This is a genomic window from Paenibacillus xinjiangensis, from assembly GCF_059686975.1.
On the sequence record NZ_JCAALS010000001.1, the window covers coordinates 122,152 to 140,499 of the forward strand.

At 50.1% G+C, this 18,348-nt stretch carries 11 protein-coding genes; all 11 read left to right on the forward strand.

Going from position 1 to position 18,348, the window contains the following annotated elements; translation table 11 throughout:
• The first annotated feature begins 83 nt into the window (after window positions 1-83).
• The 11 genes from AC6ESP_RS00575 (at window position 84) to AC6ESP_RS00625 (ending at window position 18,346) form a co-directional block, all read left to right on the forward strand.
• Window positions 84-1,145, forward strand: coding sequence for a FecCD family ABC transporter permease (locus tag AC6ESP_RS00575; RefSeq protein WP_497094724.1), 1,062 nt, complete (start codon window positions 84-86; stop codon window positions 1,143-1,145).
• The gene (locus tag AC6ESP_RS00580) at window positions 1,145-2,173 is read left to right on the forward strand and encodes a FecCD family ABC transporter permease (RefSeq protein ID WP_497094725.1); all 1,029 of its coding nucleotides are present in this window, start codon (window positions 1,145-1,147) and stop codon (window positions 2,171-2,173) included. Before AC6ESP_RS00575 ends, AC6ESP_RS00580 begins: the two co-directional genes overlap by 1 nt.
• A 173-nt stretch (window positions 2,174-2,346) precedes the next feature.
• On the forward strand, window positions 2,347-5,010 hold the full coding sequence (locus tag AC6ESP_RS00585) for a winged helix-turn-helix domain-containing protein (RefSeq protein WP_497094726.1): 2,664 nt from the start codon (window positions 2,347-2,349) through the stop codon (window positions 5,008-5,010).
• Window positions 5,011-5,096: 86 nt separating this feature from the next.
• Window positions 5,097-6,344, forward strand: a complete 1,248-nt coding sequence (locus AC6ESP_RS00590) for an FAD-dependent monooxygenase (protein WP_497094727.1) — start codon at window positions 5,097-5,099, stop codon at window positions 6,342-6,344.
• Complete coding sequence (locus tag AC6ESP_RS00595) at window positions 6,344-8,896, forward strand: Ig-like domain-containing protein (protein WP_497094728.1); 2,553 nt, start codon at window positions 6,344-6,346, stop codon at window positions 8,894-8,896. The genes AC6ESP_RS00590 and AC6ESP_RS00595 overlap by 1 nt, the downstream gene beginning before the upstream one ends.
• Complete coding sequence (locus AC6ESP_RS00600; RefSeq protein ID WP_497094729.1) at window positions 8,889-9,455, forward strand: hypothetical protein; 567 nt, start codon at window positions 8,889-8,891, stop codon at window positions 9,453-9,455. Before AC6ESP_RS00595 ends, AC6ESP_RS00600 begins: the two co-directional genes overlap by 8 nt.
• Before the next feature lie 146 nt (window positions 9,456-9,601).
• Window positions 9,602-14,758, forward strand: a complete 5,157-nt coding sequence (locus AC6ESP_RS00605) for a pentapeptide repeat-containing protein (RefSeq protein ID WP_497094730.1) — start codon at window positions 9,602-9,604, stop codon at window positions 14,756-14,758.
• A gap of 200 nt (window positions 14,759-14,958) precedes the next feature.
• Window positions 14,959-15,777 (forward strand): glycosyltransferase family 2 protein, encoded by an 819-nt coding sequence (locus AC6ESP_RS00610; protein ID WP_497094731.1) that lies wholly within the window; start codon window positions 14,959-14,961, stop codon window positions 15,775-15,777.
• Window positions 15,778-15,861: 84 nt separating this feature from the next.
• Window positions 15,862-16,584 carry a sugar phosphate nucleotidyltransferase gene (locus AC6ESP_RS00615; protein WP_497094732.1) on the forward strand — a complete coding sequence of 241 codons (723 nt, stop codon included), beginning with the start codon at window positions 15,862-15,864 and terminating at the stop codon, window positions 16,582-16,584.
• 16 nt (window positions 16,585-16,600) lie between these two features.
• Window positions 16,601-17,971, forward strand: coding sequence for a glycosyltransferase family 2 protein (locus AC6ESP_RS00620; protein WP_497094733.1), 1,371 nt, complete (start codon window positions 16,601-16,603; stop codon window positions 17,969-17,971).
• Window positions 17,972-18,058: 87 nt separating this feature from the next.
• On the forward strand, window positions 18,059-18,346 hold the full coding sequence (locus tag AC6ESP_RS00625; protein WP_497094734.1) for a nucleoside-diphosphate sugar epimerase: 288 nt from the start codon (window positions 18,059-18,061) through the stop codon (window positions 18,344-18,346).
• Window positions 18,347-18,348: the final 2 nt, after the last annotated feature.

Here is an 18,348-nt window from a genome sequence, read left to right on the forward strand (position 1 = left end):
TCATAATAAAAGATTTGAATTAACCATGAAGATTTGGTATATTTGACAACGAGAATCGTTATCATTAATCACATCTTGTATTCATGGAGAGGTTGTTCATCATGTCGTCCAATCAAGAGACAGAGCTTAAACCCTCTGTCAAATTTCGGTCAAGACCGCTTGTGGCAAGCTTGATTTTATTCGGTGGTACAGCTGCGCTACTGTTCTCCTTAGCATTAGCCATCTCGGTAGGAGCTGCGAGTATTGATCTTGCGACGGTCTGGGAAGCGGTATTTCACTTCAACCCGGATATAACCAACCATCAGATTATTAAAGAGCTGCGTATGCCGCGTGCTCTCGCAGGAGCATTGGTAGGGGCTGCTTTCGCGGTTGCAGGAGCTATAATGCAAGGTATGACACGAAATCCATTAGCCGATTCAAGCCTGCTGGGCCTTAATGCAGGCGCAGGATTTGCTCTAGCGATATGCTTTGCCTTCTTCCCAGGGACATCCTACCTGAATATTATGTTCTTCTCTTTCTTCGGAGCAACGATGGGCGCTTTGATCGTATATGGAATTGGCTCCCTTGCCAAAGGCGGCTTGACTCCTGTTCGATTAACGCTTGCCGGGGCTGCAGTAAGCGCACTGTTCGTGGCGCTCAGCTCTGGTCTTCAGATTCATTTTAAAATCGGTCAAGAACTTGCCTTCTGGTATAACGGAGGCATCGCGGGCGTGAACTGGACGCAGGTTAAAATTATTGCTCCTTGGATTATCGCTGCCTTGATTGGAGCAGTTATTATTTCTCGTTCCATCTCGCTGCTTAGCTTGGGCGAGGATATCGCAGCTTCATTGGGTCAGCGAACGGGACTAATCAAGTTTGTCGGCATGCTGTTCACGCTGGTGCTTGCAGGAGCGGCGGTATCGGTTGCTGGTGGTGTTGGATTCGTGGGACTCATTATTCCCCATCTGGCTCGTTACCTCGTCGGAGTCGACTATCGATGGATTATCCCATGCTCGGCTGTATTGGGCGCTATCTTAGTGGAACTGGCAGATATTGCAGCAAGAACGATCAACGCTCCATATGAAGGACCCATCGGTGCATTGATCTCACTCATTGGCGTTCCATTCTTCCTCTATCTCGCAGTGAAACAGAGGAGGGAGCTATAATGGACACCTTATATCTATCACAGACGGAGCAGCGGAGAAGAAAGCGTGCCACCATCGTCATGACGACGCTTGGCATTCTTATTATTACGGCATTTATCATTAGTATGAATACAGGTTACATAAGGCTGTCACCACTCGATGTTATTCGAACCTTATTCGGAGCAGGCACAGGTAAGCAGGAGCTTATTCTATTCGACTTCCGGCTTCCACGCATCGTTATATCCGTTCTTATTGGCGCGGGCTTCGCCGTCTCTGGATGTATTCTGCAGGGCTTGTTCCGAAACCCGCTGGCGGACCCTGGTCTGCTGGGTATAAATTCTGGAGCAGGACTTATGGTAGTCCTGTATGTTTCCTTCTTCCCGGATCTGCAATTGACGAATGTATTCATGATGCCGGTTCTAGCGTTCGGCGGAGCGGCAGCTACAGCCGCAATCATCTACATTTTGTCGAGCAAACGATATCAGGGGATGATTCCAACTCGGATGATTCTAGTCGGCATTGCGGTGCAAGCCGGTATCAGCGCGCTGATGATCGTATTGACGCTTGCGCTAGATCCGGAGGAATATCAACAGGTGTCTATCTGGCTGGCGGGCAGCATATGGGGAGCGAGCTGGAAATACGTGCTAGCGGTATTGCCATGGCTGATCGTTCTGATCCCATTCGCGATGTACAAGGCTAGAACGCTCAATGTATTGAATCTGGGAGAGCAGATGGCTACTGGCCTCGGTACGCGGCTTGGACGAGATCGACTATGGCTGCTCGGAGCAGCTGTTGGTCTCGCTGCGGCATGTGTAGCAGTCGGCGGAGGGATTGCCTTTGTCGGTCTTATCGGGCCGCATCTGGCGCGGAGACTTGTTGGACCTCAGCATCAGATCCTCATTCCGGCATCTGCTATGACAGGCGGATTAATCGTGATCGTTGCCGATACAATTGTAAGAGCCATATCAACGACTTCCATCCCTACGGGAATCGTAGTTGCTATCATCGGCGCTCCTTACTTCTTGTACCTGCTGTCCAAAACCAGATAAAGCATTTGACCGTAGACAGGCTAGTTGTCTACGGTTTTTTGTTTGTTTCTTAGCCCGATTCTCTCTATGGAGAAGAATTTCGGGCTTAAGGTATTTGTTAAGAGGGAGGAGAATGATAGACACTTCATGAATATATCATAAAATGGAAAATATGGAGAAAAGGAAGAGGGCGAATGACGTACGAACGTAATCTAACAGAGCCATATCAGGTTGAGGGACTTCTGAGAACGAAGCTTTATTTGCCTGATCACAGCTCCACATACATGGCAAGGAGCAGACTGAATCCACAGCTCGAGCAATCTCTGAATGCTCGTCTAACGACAGTTGTTGCGCCCCCTGGATTCGGCAAATCTACACTTATTAGCGGATGGATTCGACAGACTGGACTGAGGAATGGCTGGCTGTCACTCGATGCCAAAGAGAACGATCCGCTGCGGTTTTGGCGTTATCTGGCAGGTATGGTGGAGCAGGCCCTTCATGTCAGTCTGAATGCGGAAGTGGGCCAAGGTGGATTCGAATCTGCCGATAGAATAGCTGCTCAGCTTCTACATGCACTAATTGAACGGTCACACGACGAAGAGCCTGTCATGCTGGTACTGGATGATTATCATGCTATTCGAACGCAATCCATACATGATGTGCTCTATGATTGGCTGGATAAACTGCCCTCCACGGTTCACCTTACACTAATCAGCCGACATGAAATCCCCATACCGCTAGGTGCTCTGCGAGCTAACGGGAAGCTCAATGAGCTTAGCTTGTCTGATCTACGGTTCACGGATTCCGAAATTAATGCTTATTGGTATAACAAGACTGGGGCTGCGCCTGATGGCGAGATCCTTCATCTGCTGGTGCGCAACACGGAAGGCTGGGCTGCGATGCTCCAGCTGTCAGCCCTGTCATACTCTGCAGGACAAATGAAAGGGATCATGAAGCCTTTGTCCGGCCGTAATCGGCATGTGGCTGATTATGTGAAGGAAGAGGTATTCACTCATTTGTCAGAGGAAACGAAACGCTTCTTGTATCAGACTTCTATACTGGATCGGCTATGCCCTTCCTTGTGCAGTGCGGTTATGAATGAGCCTGATGCTGCAGAGCGCATTCAAGAGCTTGTACGCCTTGGATTGTTCTTAATTCCGCTTGATGACGAGCGGGAGTGGTATCGGTATCATCATTTGTTCGCTGAATTTCTACGTTCCAGCTTCCACGGTGATGAACAATGCGGACTCGCCGTGCTGCATGGTCGAGCGGCTGCATGGTATGCAGGACATGGTTTTCTTGAGGAGGCTATCGAGCATGCTCTCTCTGCTGGAGATGAGCAAAGAGCAGGAGCATGGATTCAGCAGCATGCCCACATCTGGCTGAACAGCAGAGAAACAGTAACTCTCCGTCGCTGGCTTGCGCGTTTATCCGAGCATACGGGCAATGAGGCAGGGAATATGCTGCTTATGCTCTGGATTGATCTGATGGATGGTCAGAAGGGATCAGCGGAGCTGCTGCTTCCTAAGTTGAATGCCGCGCTTGAGAGGATGAAAGCTGAGCCGCAAGAGACTTCAGGATATTCGCGTATGAGAGAAGAGGTTCAAATTATTGAGAACTTTTATTCCATCTTGAGTGGCAACTTTGAACGAGCACTTGCGCTTATTGAAGAGTATGGTCAGCGTGAGGATCTGCCCGATGCGAAGACGCCGCTGCTGCTTAGTATGGGACTAGAGCTTAATGAGGGGACAGTGCCTTTCATTCGTGGGAATCTAGGCTTTAACGGACGAATCGATTATGCGCAGAGGTATCATCGCGCTTATGGAGCGTTTATTGAGAAGAATGGACTGCATGAGAGCGCCTATACCTCCTACCAGCAGACCGCAATGGGTGAGGTTAGTTATTTGAATAATAGGCTGCCAGAAGCGCGAAGCTACGCGGAAGAAGCCATTCGATTAGGCCGAAAATTCAATACAATTGGTTCTTATGTTCCTGCAGTTATTCTATTATCCCATATTCTAGTCGCAGAGCGGAGAATTCAAGCATCGCTAGAAGCGCTTGAAGAAGCAATGAGGCACTTGCAAAGTCAGCATCAGCATACATCAGACTGGTATGGCAAGCTTATAGCAAGCAAGGTACAGCTCGAGCTCCAGTTAGGTGACCATGTGAATGCCCGAGAATGGGTGACTAAGCATAGATATGATACGTTTGAACGGATAGCATCTAGAAGTATTTTCTACCCTAATCATACCGATTTCATCTATATTCTAATTCTCATGCAATTAGGAGATCTAGAAGCCGCTTGTGAGAGCGCGCGTGATGCACTAACCATAGCTGAGTCGCAAGAGAATCGATTAAGTGAGCTTCAGGCGCTCCTGCTGTTGAGTGAGATTCATATGAAAAATGATGATTCGGTTGAGAGCAGCCGTTTTCTTGTGATCGCAATCAGGATTGGCTGTCAGCTTGGCTGCGTCAGGCCCTTCCTGGATGCTGGCCAAGCTGTCATAGGACTGCTCAACAAATATGATGCGGTCTCTCCCCATACATCTGTCTGGTCGGAACAGGAGCTGGAATTTATTCACATGCTGCAGAGGTATGCAAGTGAAGGTGAAGAGGAGGTACACCCGGCAGCCGTCGTATCATCAAGGCGTTCATTAGATACGTTGACCAATCGTGAAAGAGAGGTATTGATACTGATGGCGCAGGGGCTGTCGAATAAGGCTATTGCAGCTGAGCTTGTTCTAACGGAGGGAACCGTTAAGCTTCATCTCCATCGGGTATACAGCAAGCTGCAGGCTCAAGGCCGGGTACAGGCCATTCGAATTGCAGAGAGCAGCGGATTGTTAGGGAAGTTATAACCCTCCTCTATATCTTTCGATAGACGCGATCCATCCTCTTGCGGAGGTAAGATGGGGCTATCAAGAAGAGAGGAGGAGAATGAACGGTGAGAACGGATTACGATGTCATTATTGTAGGTGCTCGAATAGCAGGTGCTACGCTTGCCTATGAATTGGGGCAGGCTGGCTACGAAGTGCTGCTTATTGATAAAGCACGTTTCCCTAGCGACGTGCTGTCGACACATAATTTCTTCAATAACTCACTAGCCATGCTGAGGGAGATGGGGGTACTGGAGGAGCTTCTCGCCACAGGAACACCAACGTACCAGCAGGCATATGTCCAACTGGATGATGCCATCATAGAAGGGGTATTTCCTGAAGTGAATGGAGAGTCGGATTGCCTATGTATACGCCGGATACATCTGGACAGCATTTTATTCAAGCATGCCTCTTCGTTGAAGCATGTCCATGCTCTGCAAAATTGTCGGGTGAGCGCTCTGCTGCGGGAAGATCAGGCAGTAAAGGGGGTTGAAGTCATCGATTCAGTCGGCACAACTAGGACTTATACAGCAAGACTTGTTGTCGGAGCAGATGGCAGACGATCAACCATACGCACTCTTGCAGGAAGTCAATGTCTACAGTCTGTTCCGACAGACTTTGCTTCTTATGTTTGTTATATCAAGGGGTATCATCAACCAAATGGCCCTTGTTCGGAATTTTATAAGATCAGGGATTATATGGCGATTGTGTTCCCGACGAGTGATCAGCTTCATGTGGTTGGAGTCATGTTCCCGTTGAACCGCACAGATCTGCTAAGCCGAATGAATGCGAACCCGGAGGCGGGACTGAGAGAAGTTGTTCAATCTGGCTTCGAAGGCACATCATTCGCTCTAAGAATGCTGGAAGCTAGGTTGGAGGGTCCTATTCGCGGGCTGCAAGGCTATGACAATGATTGGTACGAAGCGATGGGCAATGGTTGGGCGCTAATTGGTGACGCACTGTCTTTCAAGGACCCTGCTATAGGTCAAGGCATGCACGATGCCATATTTAGTGCTAGATTGCTCAGAGATGTACTTGGTAGGCATAGTCTAGAGAACCCTCCGTGGGATAAGATGGCGGCGCAATATACAACCGAGCTGGATAACAAGCTTCAGCCTCTGTTCCGGTTAGCCTGTGAGATGACTCGCAATGTGCCGTTAACATCGGAGCAAGAGGCTGTTAATCACCTCATCGCTCTCCATCCACAGGCGACTAGTGCGTTCCTAGGCATGTATAATCATGCGAACGAGCCTGAGGAGCTGGGGAGGATAATCGGTGAAATGCTATCCAATCCCATTATTCAGGAGGAAACATAATGTCCAAAGAACCGATGATGAAGCTTCAGCCGGGAGGGCAGGCTTCTATATTAAGCTACAATGTTCCGGAAGGAACGACTTATAGCGGCAGAAATTTCATAGATTTGCAGTTTGCAGAGAGCTACTTCAAGCCTACTGCTGCTGAGGTATCGCTGCTGGCCGCGCAATCAGCCGCAGCACAAGCCGCTGTGCCTTCGCAAGCTGATCTGAAGAGCTTGGGGATCGATCAAGCGGAAGTTGAACGAATGGAGCAGCAGGGCAAGCAGCTTAATCTCTATCGTTCCTTGAATGGAAATCTGACGTATAACTATATTGACAGTGAGATGAATAAGGAAGCTCTCTTCGTATCCAGCACGTCTGGACTTCGATCGATAGAGGGTGAGCCTATCGTTGCCATGCGGCCAATTGAGGATCCTGACCCGGAGCCTGATCCAGACCCAATTCCCATTGTATTGTCCGTTGAGATTGCATCGCCAGCAGCTGGTTCAACTATTAACGGCCCTTTCGCAGGCGCCACCCTCAACATTACAGGTACGGCTGCTGTAACTTCCGGTGACGGAACTGTTAAGAAAGTGGAAGTTCAGGTAGGCAGCGGAATCTTCCAGTTAGCTTCCTTAACAGGAGCAACCTGGACGTTAGCGAACGTAGTGGTGACGACAGCAGGGGCTCTCAAGCTTACAGCCAGGGTAACTCATAGCGGTGGGAAAACAAGCCTGCGGCAAATCAGTGTGAATGTGGTCCTTGCTCCACAGCCCGACACCGAGCTTCCTTCTGTTCAAATTACATCTCCTGCAGCCGGTCAAATGCTGTCTGGCAAAGGAAGCCCGGTTACCTTGAAGATTGAAGGAACGGCATCCGATAATAAGATGCTCACTAAGGTTGAGCTTGCTGTAGATGGGCAGGCCCCTGTTCTTACAGATACAGGAAATGGATGGGTGAATTGGTTTAAGACGATTACCCTTGCAGCAGGGACACATACGCTGATTGCTACGGCTACCGACGGCAATAACAATACAAGTCATCACAGCATGACGGTAAGTGTGGATACGACAAACCCTAGAGTAATGATCGCCACTCCGCTTGGCAATTCCGAAGTGACAGGCAGTGAGCTTCAAGGTGCAATGGTTGAGGTGACAGGCACGGCTCAGGACGAGAATGCTATTCGGAAGGTAGAGCTCTCACTTGGTTCAAGCCCTGTATATATTGAAGCTCAGCCCAAAGCTTCTGGCGATTGGTCGGAGTGGAAAGGGTCATTGCTCATCAGAGAAGCAGGACTCCAAACGATTCATGTTAAGGCGACAGATATGGCAGGCAATATAGCAGAGACAACTGTAGCTGTGAAAGTCGTCATTATGCCGGAGGTAGTCTCCAGATTGAAGCGGCTTATTATTGTTGAGCAATACCAGCTGTCTTCTTATCTAGGCAATTATGGAGCGGGGCGGACGCTGAAGACGTTCTCACTTCTTCCAGGGGAGAAATCCAAGATAAGTGTGCGAAGCTATACCCAGAGCGAGACCACATCCAAGAGTGCGTCTAGTGTAGTGGATTCATTCACGGATGAGAGTGCAACAGATTTGGAGAAATCGATGGCTAACGAGCAATCCAATAGAAAAGGGTACGAGGAAAGCTTTAAATATAAGGTGAGTGCGGAGGCCAAGGCAAGCTGGGGCTTCGGTAGCGCATCTATTAACGGTGAGGTTAGCGGCGGGACGAATGGCGCTCGTGAGGAATTTGCCAAAAACATGTCCAATGCTGTTCAGAAGCACGTAGCTAGAGCATCATCCAACCGTGATATGCAGATCAATACCAGCTATGAGCAGAAAACCACCTCCTCTGAAGAAACGGCCATTGTGAGGGAGATCGAGAATATTAACGTTGGTCGGACGTTGAATTTCGTATTCCGCCAAATGAACCAAGAGTTCATTACTCTTCTTCATCTGACAGATATCCGGATCGGATATTTCAGTGTCGACACGATCAATGGCAAGGAAGTGCCGTCTTATCGTGAAGCGACGCTTCCTCAGCTGGATGCACTGCTTAACGACACCATTGTAGCTGACAAAAGAGCGCTTGTTCGCAAGTCTATCCTGCATCAGCTTGTGAATGTGTTCGATTATAAGGATCGGCATCATACATTTGTTGAGGATGTTGTGATGAAGGATGTTGAAGGAAAAGATGTCCCTTATTCCAATTATTTGCGGGTGAAGAAGGATTACACGTCAACCTACAAGGACGAAGCGACAGGTACAGAAATTCAGGTTGCAGGTATTATTACAGCAGCGAATAAGCATGTTCTTCGAACGGAGGGCATTATCGTAGAGGCACTGCTGGGGCAGGGCAATGCGCTTGATGAATATTCGGAAAGCCTGCAAAAAGAAACGATACGTACCAAGAAGCTGGAGAATGATCTGCTGCGGGAGCGTCAGCAGCGTGAGGATCAGGCACAACAAATACTGAATAACCGTGATAGTGCTGTTGCCGATATATTTGCCAAGCTGTATTATCCTCCAACAAGCTGTGCACAAGTCGCCGAGGATAAAGCGGATGAGTAACGGTATCCCGAAGCCGCTTGGCAAGAGCAATGATGTAGCAACCAATGCGCCTCTAGCCAACAGTGCCAAGGTGACGGGTACGGCACAAGCGACAGTTCCAGTCGTACAGCCCTCCAAGCCGGTGCTGAAGTTATATGATAAAGTGCCAAATACGAGTGAATTAGATGCGGTGGGCGCCATTGCCGCTAAGGTCGTACGAGGAACGCCAGAGTTCGATGCTCTCGTCCAAAACACGAATGCGGATATCATATTCAAGGATGAAGAGGCTACTGCAGCAGATAAGCTTATGACTCCTCGTATGGAGGAGAAGCTTAACAAGCTTGCTGAGCTTGTTAAGACAGAGTGGCCCGGTAAGAAGGTTAGAATAACGGAATGCTGGGACGAGAGCAACGAGCATAGCCCCACAAGCACACATTATGAGGGCCGCGGAGCCGATATGACGGTGAGCGATCTTGATGGAGGCAAGCTGGGTAGACTTGGACAGTTAGCTGTCGATGCTGGATTCGATTGGGTATTCTATGAGGATAATAAGCATATTCATGCCTCAGTCAAGAAGTAGAGCTTGTTAGAATGATAAGAGGAAGGCGCTCAAGCAGCAATGCTCGAGCGCCTTCTTCTGCTCATCCTTATGTATTCGTTAGTAGCGAGCCTATAGGTTAGTGCATATATTACGTTAGACAATTGAGCTGGAAGAAGGAGAGGACAATGGTAAAAAGCAGAAAGTCGAAAAGCCCAAAAGGGCGAAAGCCGCTTTTTTATGTCGATAATCCGAATGCTTCCGAATTAAAGTGGCTGGATGAATTGAATAAAAACAAAACAAAGGCCCAGGTTATCTCACCAAAACCGACACCTATTATCGAGCAGGAGGATACTAAACCGGTCAACATTAACGCGATATCAGCTCCACCGGCTAATGAGCTCTACACGCAGCTCGTAATGGAGGAGCCCTATGTCAGCGAGCAGCAGCCTGAAATCGATCATCTTGTTGAGGAGATCACAGCTTATGTCCAGCCGAGCTATGAAGAGAAGCTGGAGAAGCTTGTGGAAAAGCAGGATTTATATGAGCCGCGTCCTTTTATTTATACCGATGATCTGGTAGAAGGAGCGGTTACAGGCAATAAGATAGCTACCGGAGCGATCGATAGCGATAAATTGAAGGCAGGAAGCATCACCTCTTCATCTATCGCAGACTATGCAATAGACAGCATTCATATCGCTAACGGAGCGGTTACTGGCGCCAAAATAAAGCCGGAATCGATTAGTGGCGAGCATCTGACCAACAATTCGATTACCGGAGGCAAAATTCTCGATTATTCCATTAGCGGAACGAAGCTTGAGGATAACAGCATCACGTCGGATAAGCTTGCGGACCGGACGATCAGCTCCCATAAAATTGCAGAGGGCTCTATTGAAACGAAGCACTTGAAGCATTTTCTCATTACCGAGCAGTTATTGGATAGTCATGCGGTTACGTCTGACAAGATTAGAAGCGGGGCAGTGAAAGCGGAAAATATTGCTAATGAAGCTGTCAACAACTCCAAGCTTGCGGAAGGCTCGGTGACACGCTCCAAGCTCAGAGACGGGGCTGTAAGCAGCGACAAGATTGCAGCTGAGGCTGTAGATTCCATTCATCTGAAGCCGGGTATACTGCTGGCCGAGCATGTTGCTGTAGGTGTCGTACAGGGAAAGCATTTGGCCCCGGACGCAATCGACTCCGAGCATCTAGCCGAAGGGGCAGTGGGAACAAGAGAGCTGCAATTCGGAGCAGTCGACGCAGACCGCGTCGCCGCAGGGTCAATCCATTCAACCCATTTGCAGGCAGCGGCCGTACAAGGCGCACATATCGCACCCAAGCAAATTCAAAGCAGTCATCTCGCTGAGCAATCGGTCACAGCCTCCAAGCTGCTGGATCAATCCGTGTCCACCATTAAGCTGGTTGATCACTCCGTAACGGTGTCTAAGCTTGCAGATCAGAGTGTTACAGCGGCTAAGCTAGCGGAGGATGCTGTACACAACCGTCATCTCGGAAGAGCGAGCATTACAGCTGACAAAGTGTCAGATGGGCAAATACAGCATCGTCATCTTGCTAATGGGTCGGTATCCAGCAGTCAGCTGCAGCCTGAATCGATTGAGCGAGGGCATATGCAGAATGGTATTGTTAATGAAGACAAGATTAGTATGAAAGCGATCAAGCAGGAGCATATATCGGAAGCAGCAGTAGGCACCTCACAAGTGGCTGACCAAGCGATTACAGGGAACAAGCTCGCCGATGGTGCTGTAACAGCTTCCAAGCTGACAGCGGACTCTATCGAAACGAAGCATCTGAAGGATGAGCTGATTACGTTCCATAAAATAGCGCCGGAAGCGCTTCGAGCTTATCATTTCTCGGCTGGCTCTGTGACGGAGGATGCTATAGCTGCAGAGTCTGTATCTGGTTCCCATCTGCAGAATGGCATTATTGAGAAGCAGCATTTGGCGGCTAATGCAATTGGTACGAACGCCCTTCAAGACGGTTCAGTGACAGGAAGCAAGCTGGCGTTTGGAGTGGTAACCGAGCGTTATCTCGCTCCTGGTGTCGTGTTCGCGCATCATCTGGCCGATCATGTGGTCAATTCTCTGAAGCTGTCTCCGGAGTCGGTATCGACAGATAAGCTGCTCGATAAAAGTGTGACAGCTGATAAGCTGGCAGATGAAAGTGTAACAGCAGCGAAGCTATCTCCGGAATCAATTCATTCCAGCTCAATAAGCCCGGAAGCGATTCAAGGCAATCATATTCAGGCCAAAGCCATAACTGGCCTGCATATAGAAGAAGGCTCAATTGGTGCTGAGCATCTTAGAAGTCAGTCGATTGGCATGGATGCCCTGGAGGATGGCGTTATAACCCCATCGAAGCTGGCGAATGGTGCGCTGCAGGGCAGACATTTGGCGAACGAGACGATTCAGAGTAGACATCTGGCGAATGAATCTGTGCTGGGCATTCACATTGCTGTGAATAGTGTTCACGATATCCATTTGACTGATCAATCCGTAACAGAGGCGAAGCTTGCGCCGGATAGTGTAGGATGCGGACAGCTGCAGAATAATTCGGTATCCTCCGCAGCTATTCAGCAGCATGCTATTCAACCGAATCATTTGGCTGAAAGGTCGGTAACGAATGATAAATTGGCACCTCTTGCTGTTGGGACTGCGCAGTTACAGCCGGGTGTCATAACCAATGAGCATTTGGCGGCGGACAGCGTCTCTGACCACACTCTGATCGACGGTGCTGTGACATCTGTTAAGCTGGCATATGATGCGGTGACGGGTGAGCATCTGCAGCTTGAGACGATTGCTGGGAAGCATCTGAAGGCGGAGACGATTCAAGGCTACCACATCCGCAAAGGATCTATTACGCCAGCACATTTGACAAGTCAGGTGCTGTCTTTTGACAGAGCGTCTGATGAGAGTATAGATGGCTTCAAGCTTAAGGTTGCGACAATTACTAGCAGGCAGCTGGGCGAAGCTAGCGTGACGGAGGCGAAGCTGGCGAGTGCTAGCGTGACGGAGGCGAAGCTGAGCGATGCTAGCGTGACGGAAGCGAAGCTGAGCGATGCTAGCGTGACGGAGTCGAAGCTGAGCGATGCTAGCGTGACGGAAGCGAAGCTGGCGAGTGCGAGCGTGACGGAGGCGAAGCTGAGCGATGCAAGCGTGACGGAGTCGAAGCTGAGTGATGCGAGCGTGACTGAGGCGAAGCTGAGCGATGCTAGCGTGACGGAGGCGAAGCTGGCGAGTGCGAGCGTGACTGAGGCGAAGCTGAGCGATGCTAGCGTGACTGAGGCGAAGCTGAGCGAAGCGAGCGTGACGGAGGCGAAGCTGAGCGATGCAAGCGTGACGGAGTCGAAGCTGAGTGATGCGAGCGTGACGGAAGCGAAGCTGAGTGATGCCAGTGTGACGGAAGCGAAGCTGAGCGATGCTAGTGTGACGGAGGCGAAGCTAAGCGATGCGAGCGTGACGGAGGCGAAGTTGGCAAGAGCTAGCGTGACGGAGTCGAAGTTGGCGAGAGCTAGTGTGACGGAAGCGAAGCTGAGTGATGCTAGCGTGACGGAGTCGAAGCTTTGCGATGCGAGCGTGACGGAGTCGAAGCTGAGCGAAGCTAGCGTGACTGAAGCGAAGCTGGCGAGTGCGAGCGTGACGGAAGCGAAGCTTAGCGATGCTAGCGTGACAGAGGCGAAGCTGGGCGATGCGAGCGTGACGGAGTCGAAGCTGGGCGAAGCAAGCGTGACGGAGTCGAAGCTGGGCGAAGTAAGCGTGACGGAGTCGAAGCTGGCGAGTGCGAGCGTGACGGAGTCGAAGCTGGCGAGTGCGAGCGTGACGGAAGCGAAGCTTAGCGATGCTAGCGTGACGGAGTCGAAGCTGGCGAGTGCTAGCGTGACGGAAGCGAAGCTTAGCGATGCTAGCGTGACGGAGTCGAAGCTGGCGAGTGCTAGCGTGACGGAGTCGAAGCTTGGCGAAGCGAGCGTGACGGAGTCGAAGCTGGCGAGTGCGAGCGTGACGGAGTCGAAGCTTGGCGAAGCGAGCGTGACGGAGTCGAAGCTGAGTGATGCTAGCGTGACGGAGTCGAAGCTGAGTGATGCTAGCGTGACGGAAGCGAAGCTTAGCGATGCTAGCGTGACGGAGTCGAAGCTGGGCGAAGCAAGCGTGACGGAAGCGAAGCTGGCGAATGCGAGCGTGACGGAAGCGAAGCTAGCGAATGCGAGCGTGACGGAGTCGAAGCTGGGCGAAGCAAGCGTGACGGAAGCGAAGCTGGCGAATGCGAGCGTGACGGAGTCGAAGCTGGGCGAAGCAAGCGTGACGGAAGCGAAGCTAAGAGATGCGAGCGTGACGGAGTCGAAGCTGGCAGATGGCAGCGTCAACGAATGGAAGCTTGCGGACGAAAGTGTGACAGAGTGGAAGCTGGTAGATGAGAGTGTAACGGAAGCGAAGCTGAGCGAAGGCAGTGTGACGGAGTCAAGGCTGGGTATAGCAAGCGTAACAGAAGCGAAGCTGGCGGATGCGAGCGTGACGGAGTCGAAGCTGGCGGATGGCAGCGTCAACGAATGGAAGCTTGCGGACGAAAGTGTGACAGAGTGGAAGCTGGCAGATGAGAGTGTAACGGAAGCGAAGCTGGGCGAAGGCAGTGTGACGGAGTCAAGGCTGGGTATAGCAAGCGTAACAGAAGCGAAGCTGGCGGATGCGAGCGTGACGGAGTCGAAGCTGGCAGATGGCAGCGTCAACGAATGGAAGCTTGCGGACGAAAGTGTGACAGAGTGGAAGCTGGCGGATGAGAGTGTAACGGAAGCGAAGTTGAGCGAAGGCAGTGTGACAGAGTCAAGGCTGGGTACAGCAAGCGTAACAGAAGCGAAGCTAAGAGATGCGAGCGTGACGGAGTCGAAGCTGGGCAATGCAAGCGTGACAAGTGCCAAGCTGGCAAGCGGAAGTGTAGCTGGAGAGCATATAGCAGACGGAGCGATTACAAAAGGCAAGCTCGCACCGGAGCTGCTTCAGGAAATCTCGATGACAAGCGGGCATGCCGAAGAGTCATTGGGATTGTCCTCCCTATCCTTCAATCCGGTCATTGCACCTGATGCAACTGGGATTGTAAAACAGCAATTCGGTCTTAGCCCATACAGGCTGCAAACTCAGGATGAGCATTGTGATATTATCATTATTTTTGATTCACCATTTGCGAATGAAGACTATGTGTTGGTTGCATCGAGTGACCAGTCTGCCTACTATACAGTCATTCAATCCAAAAGAAGGGATAGCGCAATCATCTCATTAGTCCGTACCCGAATAAGTATGCAACCGAACGGCTGTATTAACTGGATTGCAATTGGGAACTAATTACGGTTTCTCTTGTAACCGTCTAGTAGAAAGAGGGCTGTGTGCATGACGCGCACTCCCTCTATTTTTTTGCTATGAAGAGGGACAGACGTCATGGGAGTTGTACATATGCCGTTGCGCGTATTCGTGTGTCACATACAATGTGTTGTAAATCGTTATCTTTCTTTAATAACTGGACATATACCGAGGTGAATCTGCGGATGAAACGTGCTAAACGTACAATAGGCATGAGGAAGAGAGAACGCCTGTCTATGTCCAAGAGGCTATCCTCGCTTATGCCGCATCCTGATCCAGTAGTATCGGTCATCATACCTGTGATGAACGAGCGTTCTACTATAAGGCGTGTCATTCGAGAGGCTGCTAGCGTGCATCCAAGAACCGAGGTCATTGTTGTAGTTAACGGTTCCACGGATGGCTCAGCAGCAATCGCCCAGAGGATGGGGGCACGAGTGCTGATCTATGCCGAGCCGCTCGGGCATGATGTTGGCAGAAGTATAGGTGCTCAAGCTGCAAAGGGAAATGTGCTGTTATTTATTGATGGAGATATGGTCATCTCCGCGTCGAAGCTGCGTCCTTTTATTAAGGCAGTGGAAGAGAGCGGTGTAGATGCGGCACTGAACGATTATTCCGGCCCAGTCGGCAAGTCGATTGTGCACAGCGTTGTGCTCGCCAAGCATGCCCTTAATAGTATGCTGCGGCGGCCTGATCTACAAGGTGTCTCATTCACTGCAGTTCCGCATGCCATTAGCCGGAGATGTCTGCAAGTGATTGGAGCGGATGCGCTGGCTGTTCCACCGCTTGCCCATGCCAAAGCTATTTTAAAAGGACTGAAAGTGTCCGCGGTTCATTCTGTCAATGTGGGCCGGATCAATAAGCGGAGGACAGGAAGGGAAAGACGTAATCCACTTGAGAACCTCATCATGGGCGATCATTTGGAGGCTATTCATTGGGTTATTTCGCAGACGGATGATCGGGGCGGTTATGAAGATCACAATCGCAGGCGTGAAATGGCATTATAAATATTTGCGGTAGTATGAAGAGGCAGAGGTGGCTTGGGCAGATGATTATGCTTGCTGCACTGCGGGCTTTAAGGAGGTCTATAAGTGAAAGCAGTTATTCTGGCTGGAGGGACAGGAACACGCCTTAAGCCGTTAACCTCTCTAATGAATAAGCATATGCTTCCGGTCGGCCGAAATCCTATGATTTACTATGGAATCAATAGATTGAGAAAAGCCGGAATTGAACAAATTCTACTAGTCACCGGTCGACATTCCGCCGGTATGTTTATTCAATACTTGGGAAGCGGCAGTGAAATGAATGTCTCTATTACCTATCGAATACAGGAAGAAGCGGGAGGCATAGCTGAAGCCTTGCAGCTGGCACGTCCATTCATAGCAGAGGGTGAGAAGTTCATTGTGCTGCTCGGCGATAACCTATTCGAAGAAGATATTACTCCGTTCGTCGAGATGTATGAGCGTCAACCAGGCGGGGCGATGGTTCTTCTCAAGCAAGTACAGGACCCAGAGCGCTACGGTGTCCCGATCTTCCATGCAACAGGTTCTATTCAACGTATTGAAGAGAAGCCTGCAGAGCCGAGGTCTGACCTGTGCGTGACTGGCATTTATATGTATGACTCACATGTATTTAAATTAATTGAGCATATTAAGCCTTCCGATCGAGGAGAGCTGGAAATTACCGATCTCAATAATGTGTATGCAGAAGCCGGTCTATTAACCTATCGGACGTTGACAGGCTGGTGGACGGATGCAGGCACATTCGAATCGCTCCAAGAGGCAGCGGCAAGGCTCAGGGAGGAACTTGAATAGATTGGAGAGATCAGCGATGAGACGAACTAAGCGGCGTGCCCGCCGTCTCAAATCCCGGCCATTCGCGCAATCTGAGCTCAGTAAGCGCGAGGCCAGCTATAAGGCTGGCATGGAAGCAGGTTACAGCCAAGGCGTTCAAGCCGGCTTCGGCTGCTATGATACGCTTTTTGAAGGGACCAGTATCATTATACCGAGCTACAATCAAGCCGGTTATTTGAAATTATGCATAGACAGCATTATCGAGAATACGGAGCTTCCTCATGAAATCATAGTGGTGGACAATGCTTCGACTGATGAGACGGCGGCTTATTTGCGGCAACTGGATGGGCAGGTCCGATACTGCATTTTACCAGAAAACTATGGGTTCTCCGGTGCGGTTAATAGGGGGCTGATGATGGCCAAAGGAACGACGATGCTCGTTCTGAACAACGATACTCTCGTGACGGATAACTGGCTGGAGAATCTGCTTGGCTGCTTGAACAGCAGTCCTGAGATTGGCATGGTAGGTCCGGTTACGAATTATATTAGCGGTGATCAGCAGGTTAAGGTTCCATATAGTCATGTCGATGATATGCCGGCGTTCGCCAGGATGAACAATATTGCAGATCCGAAGAGATGGCAGAGGACAGATAGACTAACGGGATTCTGCCTTATATTCCGCAGGCAGCTGTGGGAGGAAACGGGCTTTCTGGATGAAGGGTTCGAGTTCGGCAACTTTGAAGATGATGATTATAATATTCGGGTACGATTGCAAGGGTATTCACTCGTCATTGCACATGATTGCTTCATTCATCATTATGGCAGTGTAAGTATTAAGGCTCTGGGCAATCAGCTCGAGGAAGTGAATAATCGTAATATGGTGTTCTATATGAATAAGTGGAGCAACCCCTATGAATGGATTCACCAGATTAAGCAGAATGAACAGCAGCGCGATGGCGATCATTATAAAGCTAGCAAAGGCGAGGCGGCTTTCTATCCTGATAGTGTTGCGGTCCAAGGTGTCGGCGATACAGTCTATTGGATTGAGAATGGTCGCAGGCATCCTATCCAAGGAGAATGGACAGGGCATGTAACCCGACTACCTCAGGTTGATGTGCGGCGCTGGCCGATCGCTGAGGAGTTAAGCGGGGTAACTGCGATGGACAAATGGATGCATATTCATGCCGGGGGGCTTAACGGTTCCCTTCATGGTACAGTTGCAAGCGGTCTGGACGGCTTCTTGTATTATATGGAGCATGGATGGAAGAGGAAGATAATAACAGAAGCTTCGGCTGATCGATGGGGGCTGAATACTAGGCCGCATGTTTCTCTTACTGCTCAGCAGTGGAGTGCGCTGCCAGAGGGTCTTCCGCTAATCCCTCCAGTCAAGCTCCGTCAGGTGCTATGACAGGTGAGCAAGTATCACCTTCCTAAACCCAGCATATGCTGTTAACAACCGTGATCATCGTTAGGAACAATCTGGAGGGATAGTGGCATGCAGCAGATCGTCACAGAGATAATAACACATTTATCGCATTCACATAGCCAGATGGCTCGAATTGTAGAGGCGAAGCGTCACGTTGCGGTGAGAATGACGGAGGTTATTAAGGCGCTGCCAGATGAAAATCCGAATTTTGGAGGGACTGACGGGCTGCTCGATAATTCTCAAACGCTGCTTGGGAGCGTGATCTCCTATTTGAATAGCATTGCGGAGCTGCAGGAGACGCTTGCCGTTCAATTAACATTCATGATTCGTGAGCTGGATTCAGAAGATGAGGAATAAGG

Bases quoted from the DNA above. Each gene is read 5' to 3' on its own strand.
- AC6ESP_RS00575 (WP_497094724.1), top strand. From the start codon at position 84: ATGGAGAGGTTGTTCATCATGTCGTCCAATCAAGAGACAGAGCTTAAA.
- AC6ESP_RS00580 (WP_497094725.1), top strand. From the start codon at position 1,145: ATGGACACCTTATATCTATCACAGACGGAGCAGCGGAGAAGAAAGCGT.
- AC6ESP_RS00585 (WP_497094726.1), top strand. From the start codon at position 2,347: ATGACGTACGAACGTAATCTAACAGAGCCATATCAGGTTGAGGGACTT.
- AC6ESP_RS00595 (WP_497094728.1), top strand. From the start codon at position 6,344: ATGTCCAAAGAACCGATGATGAAGCTTCAGCCGGGAGGGCAGGCTTCT.
- AC6ESP_RS00600 (WP_497094729.1), top strand. From the start codon at position 8,889: ATGAGTAACGGTATCCCGAAGCCGCTTGGCAAGAGCAATGATGTAGCA.
- AC6ESP_RS00605 (WP_497094730.1), top strand. From the start codon at position 9,602: ATGGTAAAAAGCAGAAAGTCGAAAAGCCCAAAAGGGCGAAAGCCGCTT.
- AC6ESP_RS00610 (WP_497094731.1), top strand. From the start codon at position 14,959: ATGAAACGTGCTAAACGTACAATAGGCATGAGGAAGAGAGAACGCCTG.
- AC6ESP_RS00620 (WP_497094733.1), top strand. From the start codon at position 16,601: ATGAGACGAACTAAGCGGCGTGCCCGCCGTCTCAAATCCCGGCCATTC.
- AC6ESP_RS00625 (WP_497094734.1), top strand. From the start codon at position 18,059: ATGCAGCAGATCGTCACAGAGATAATAACACATTTATCGCATTCACAT.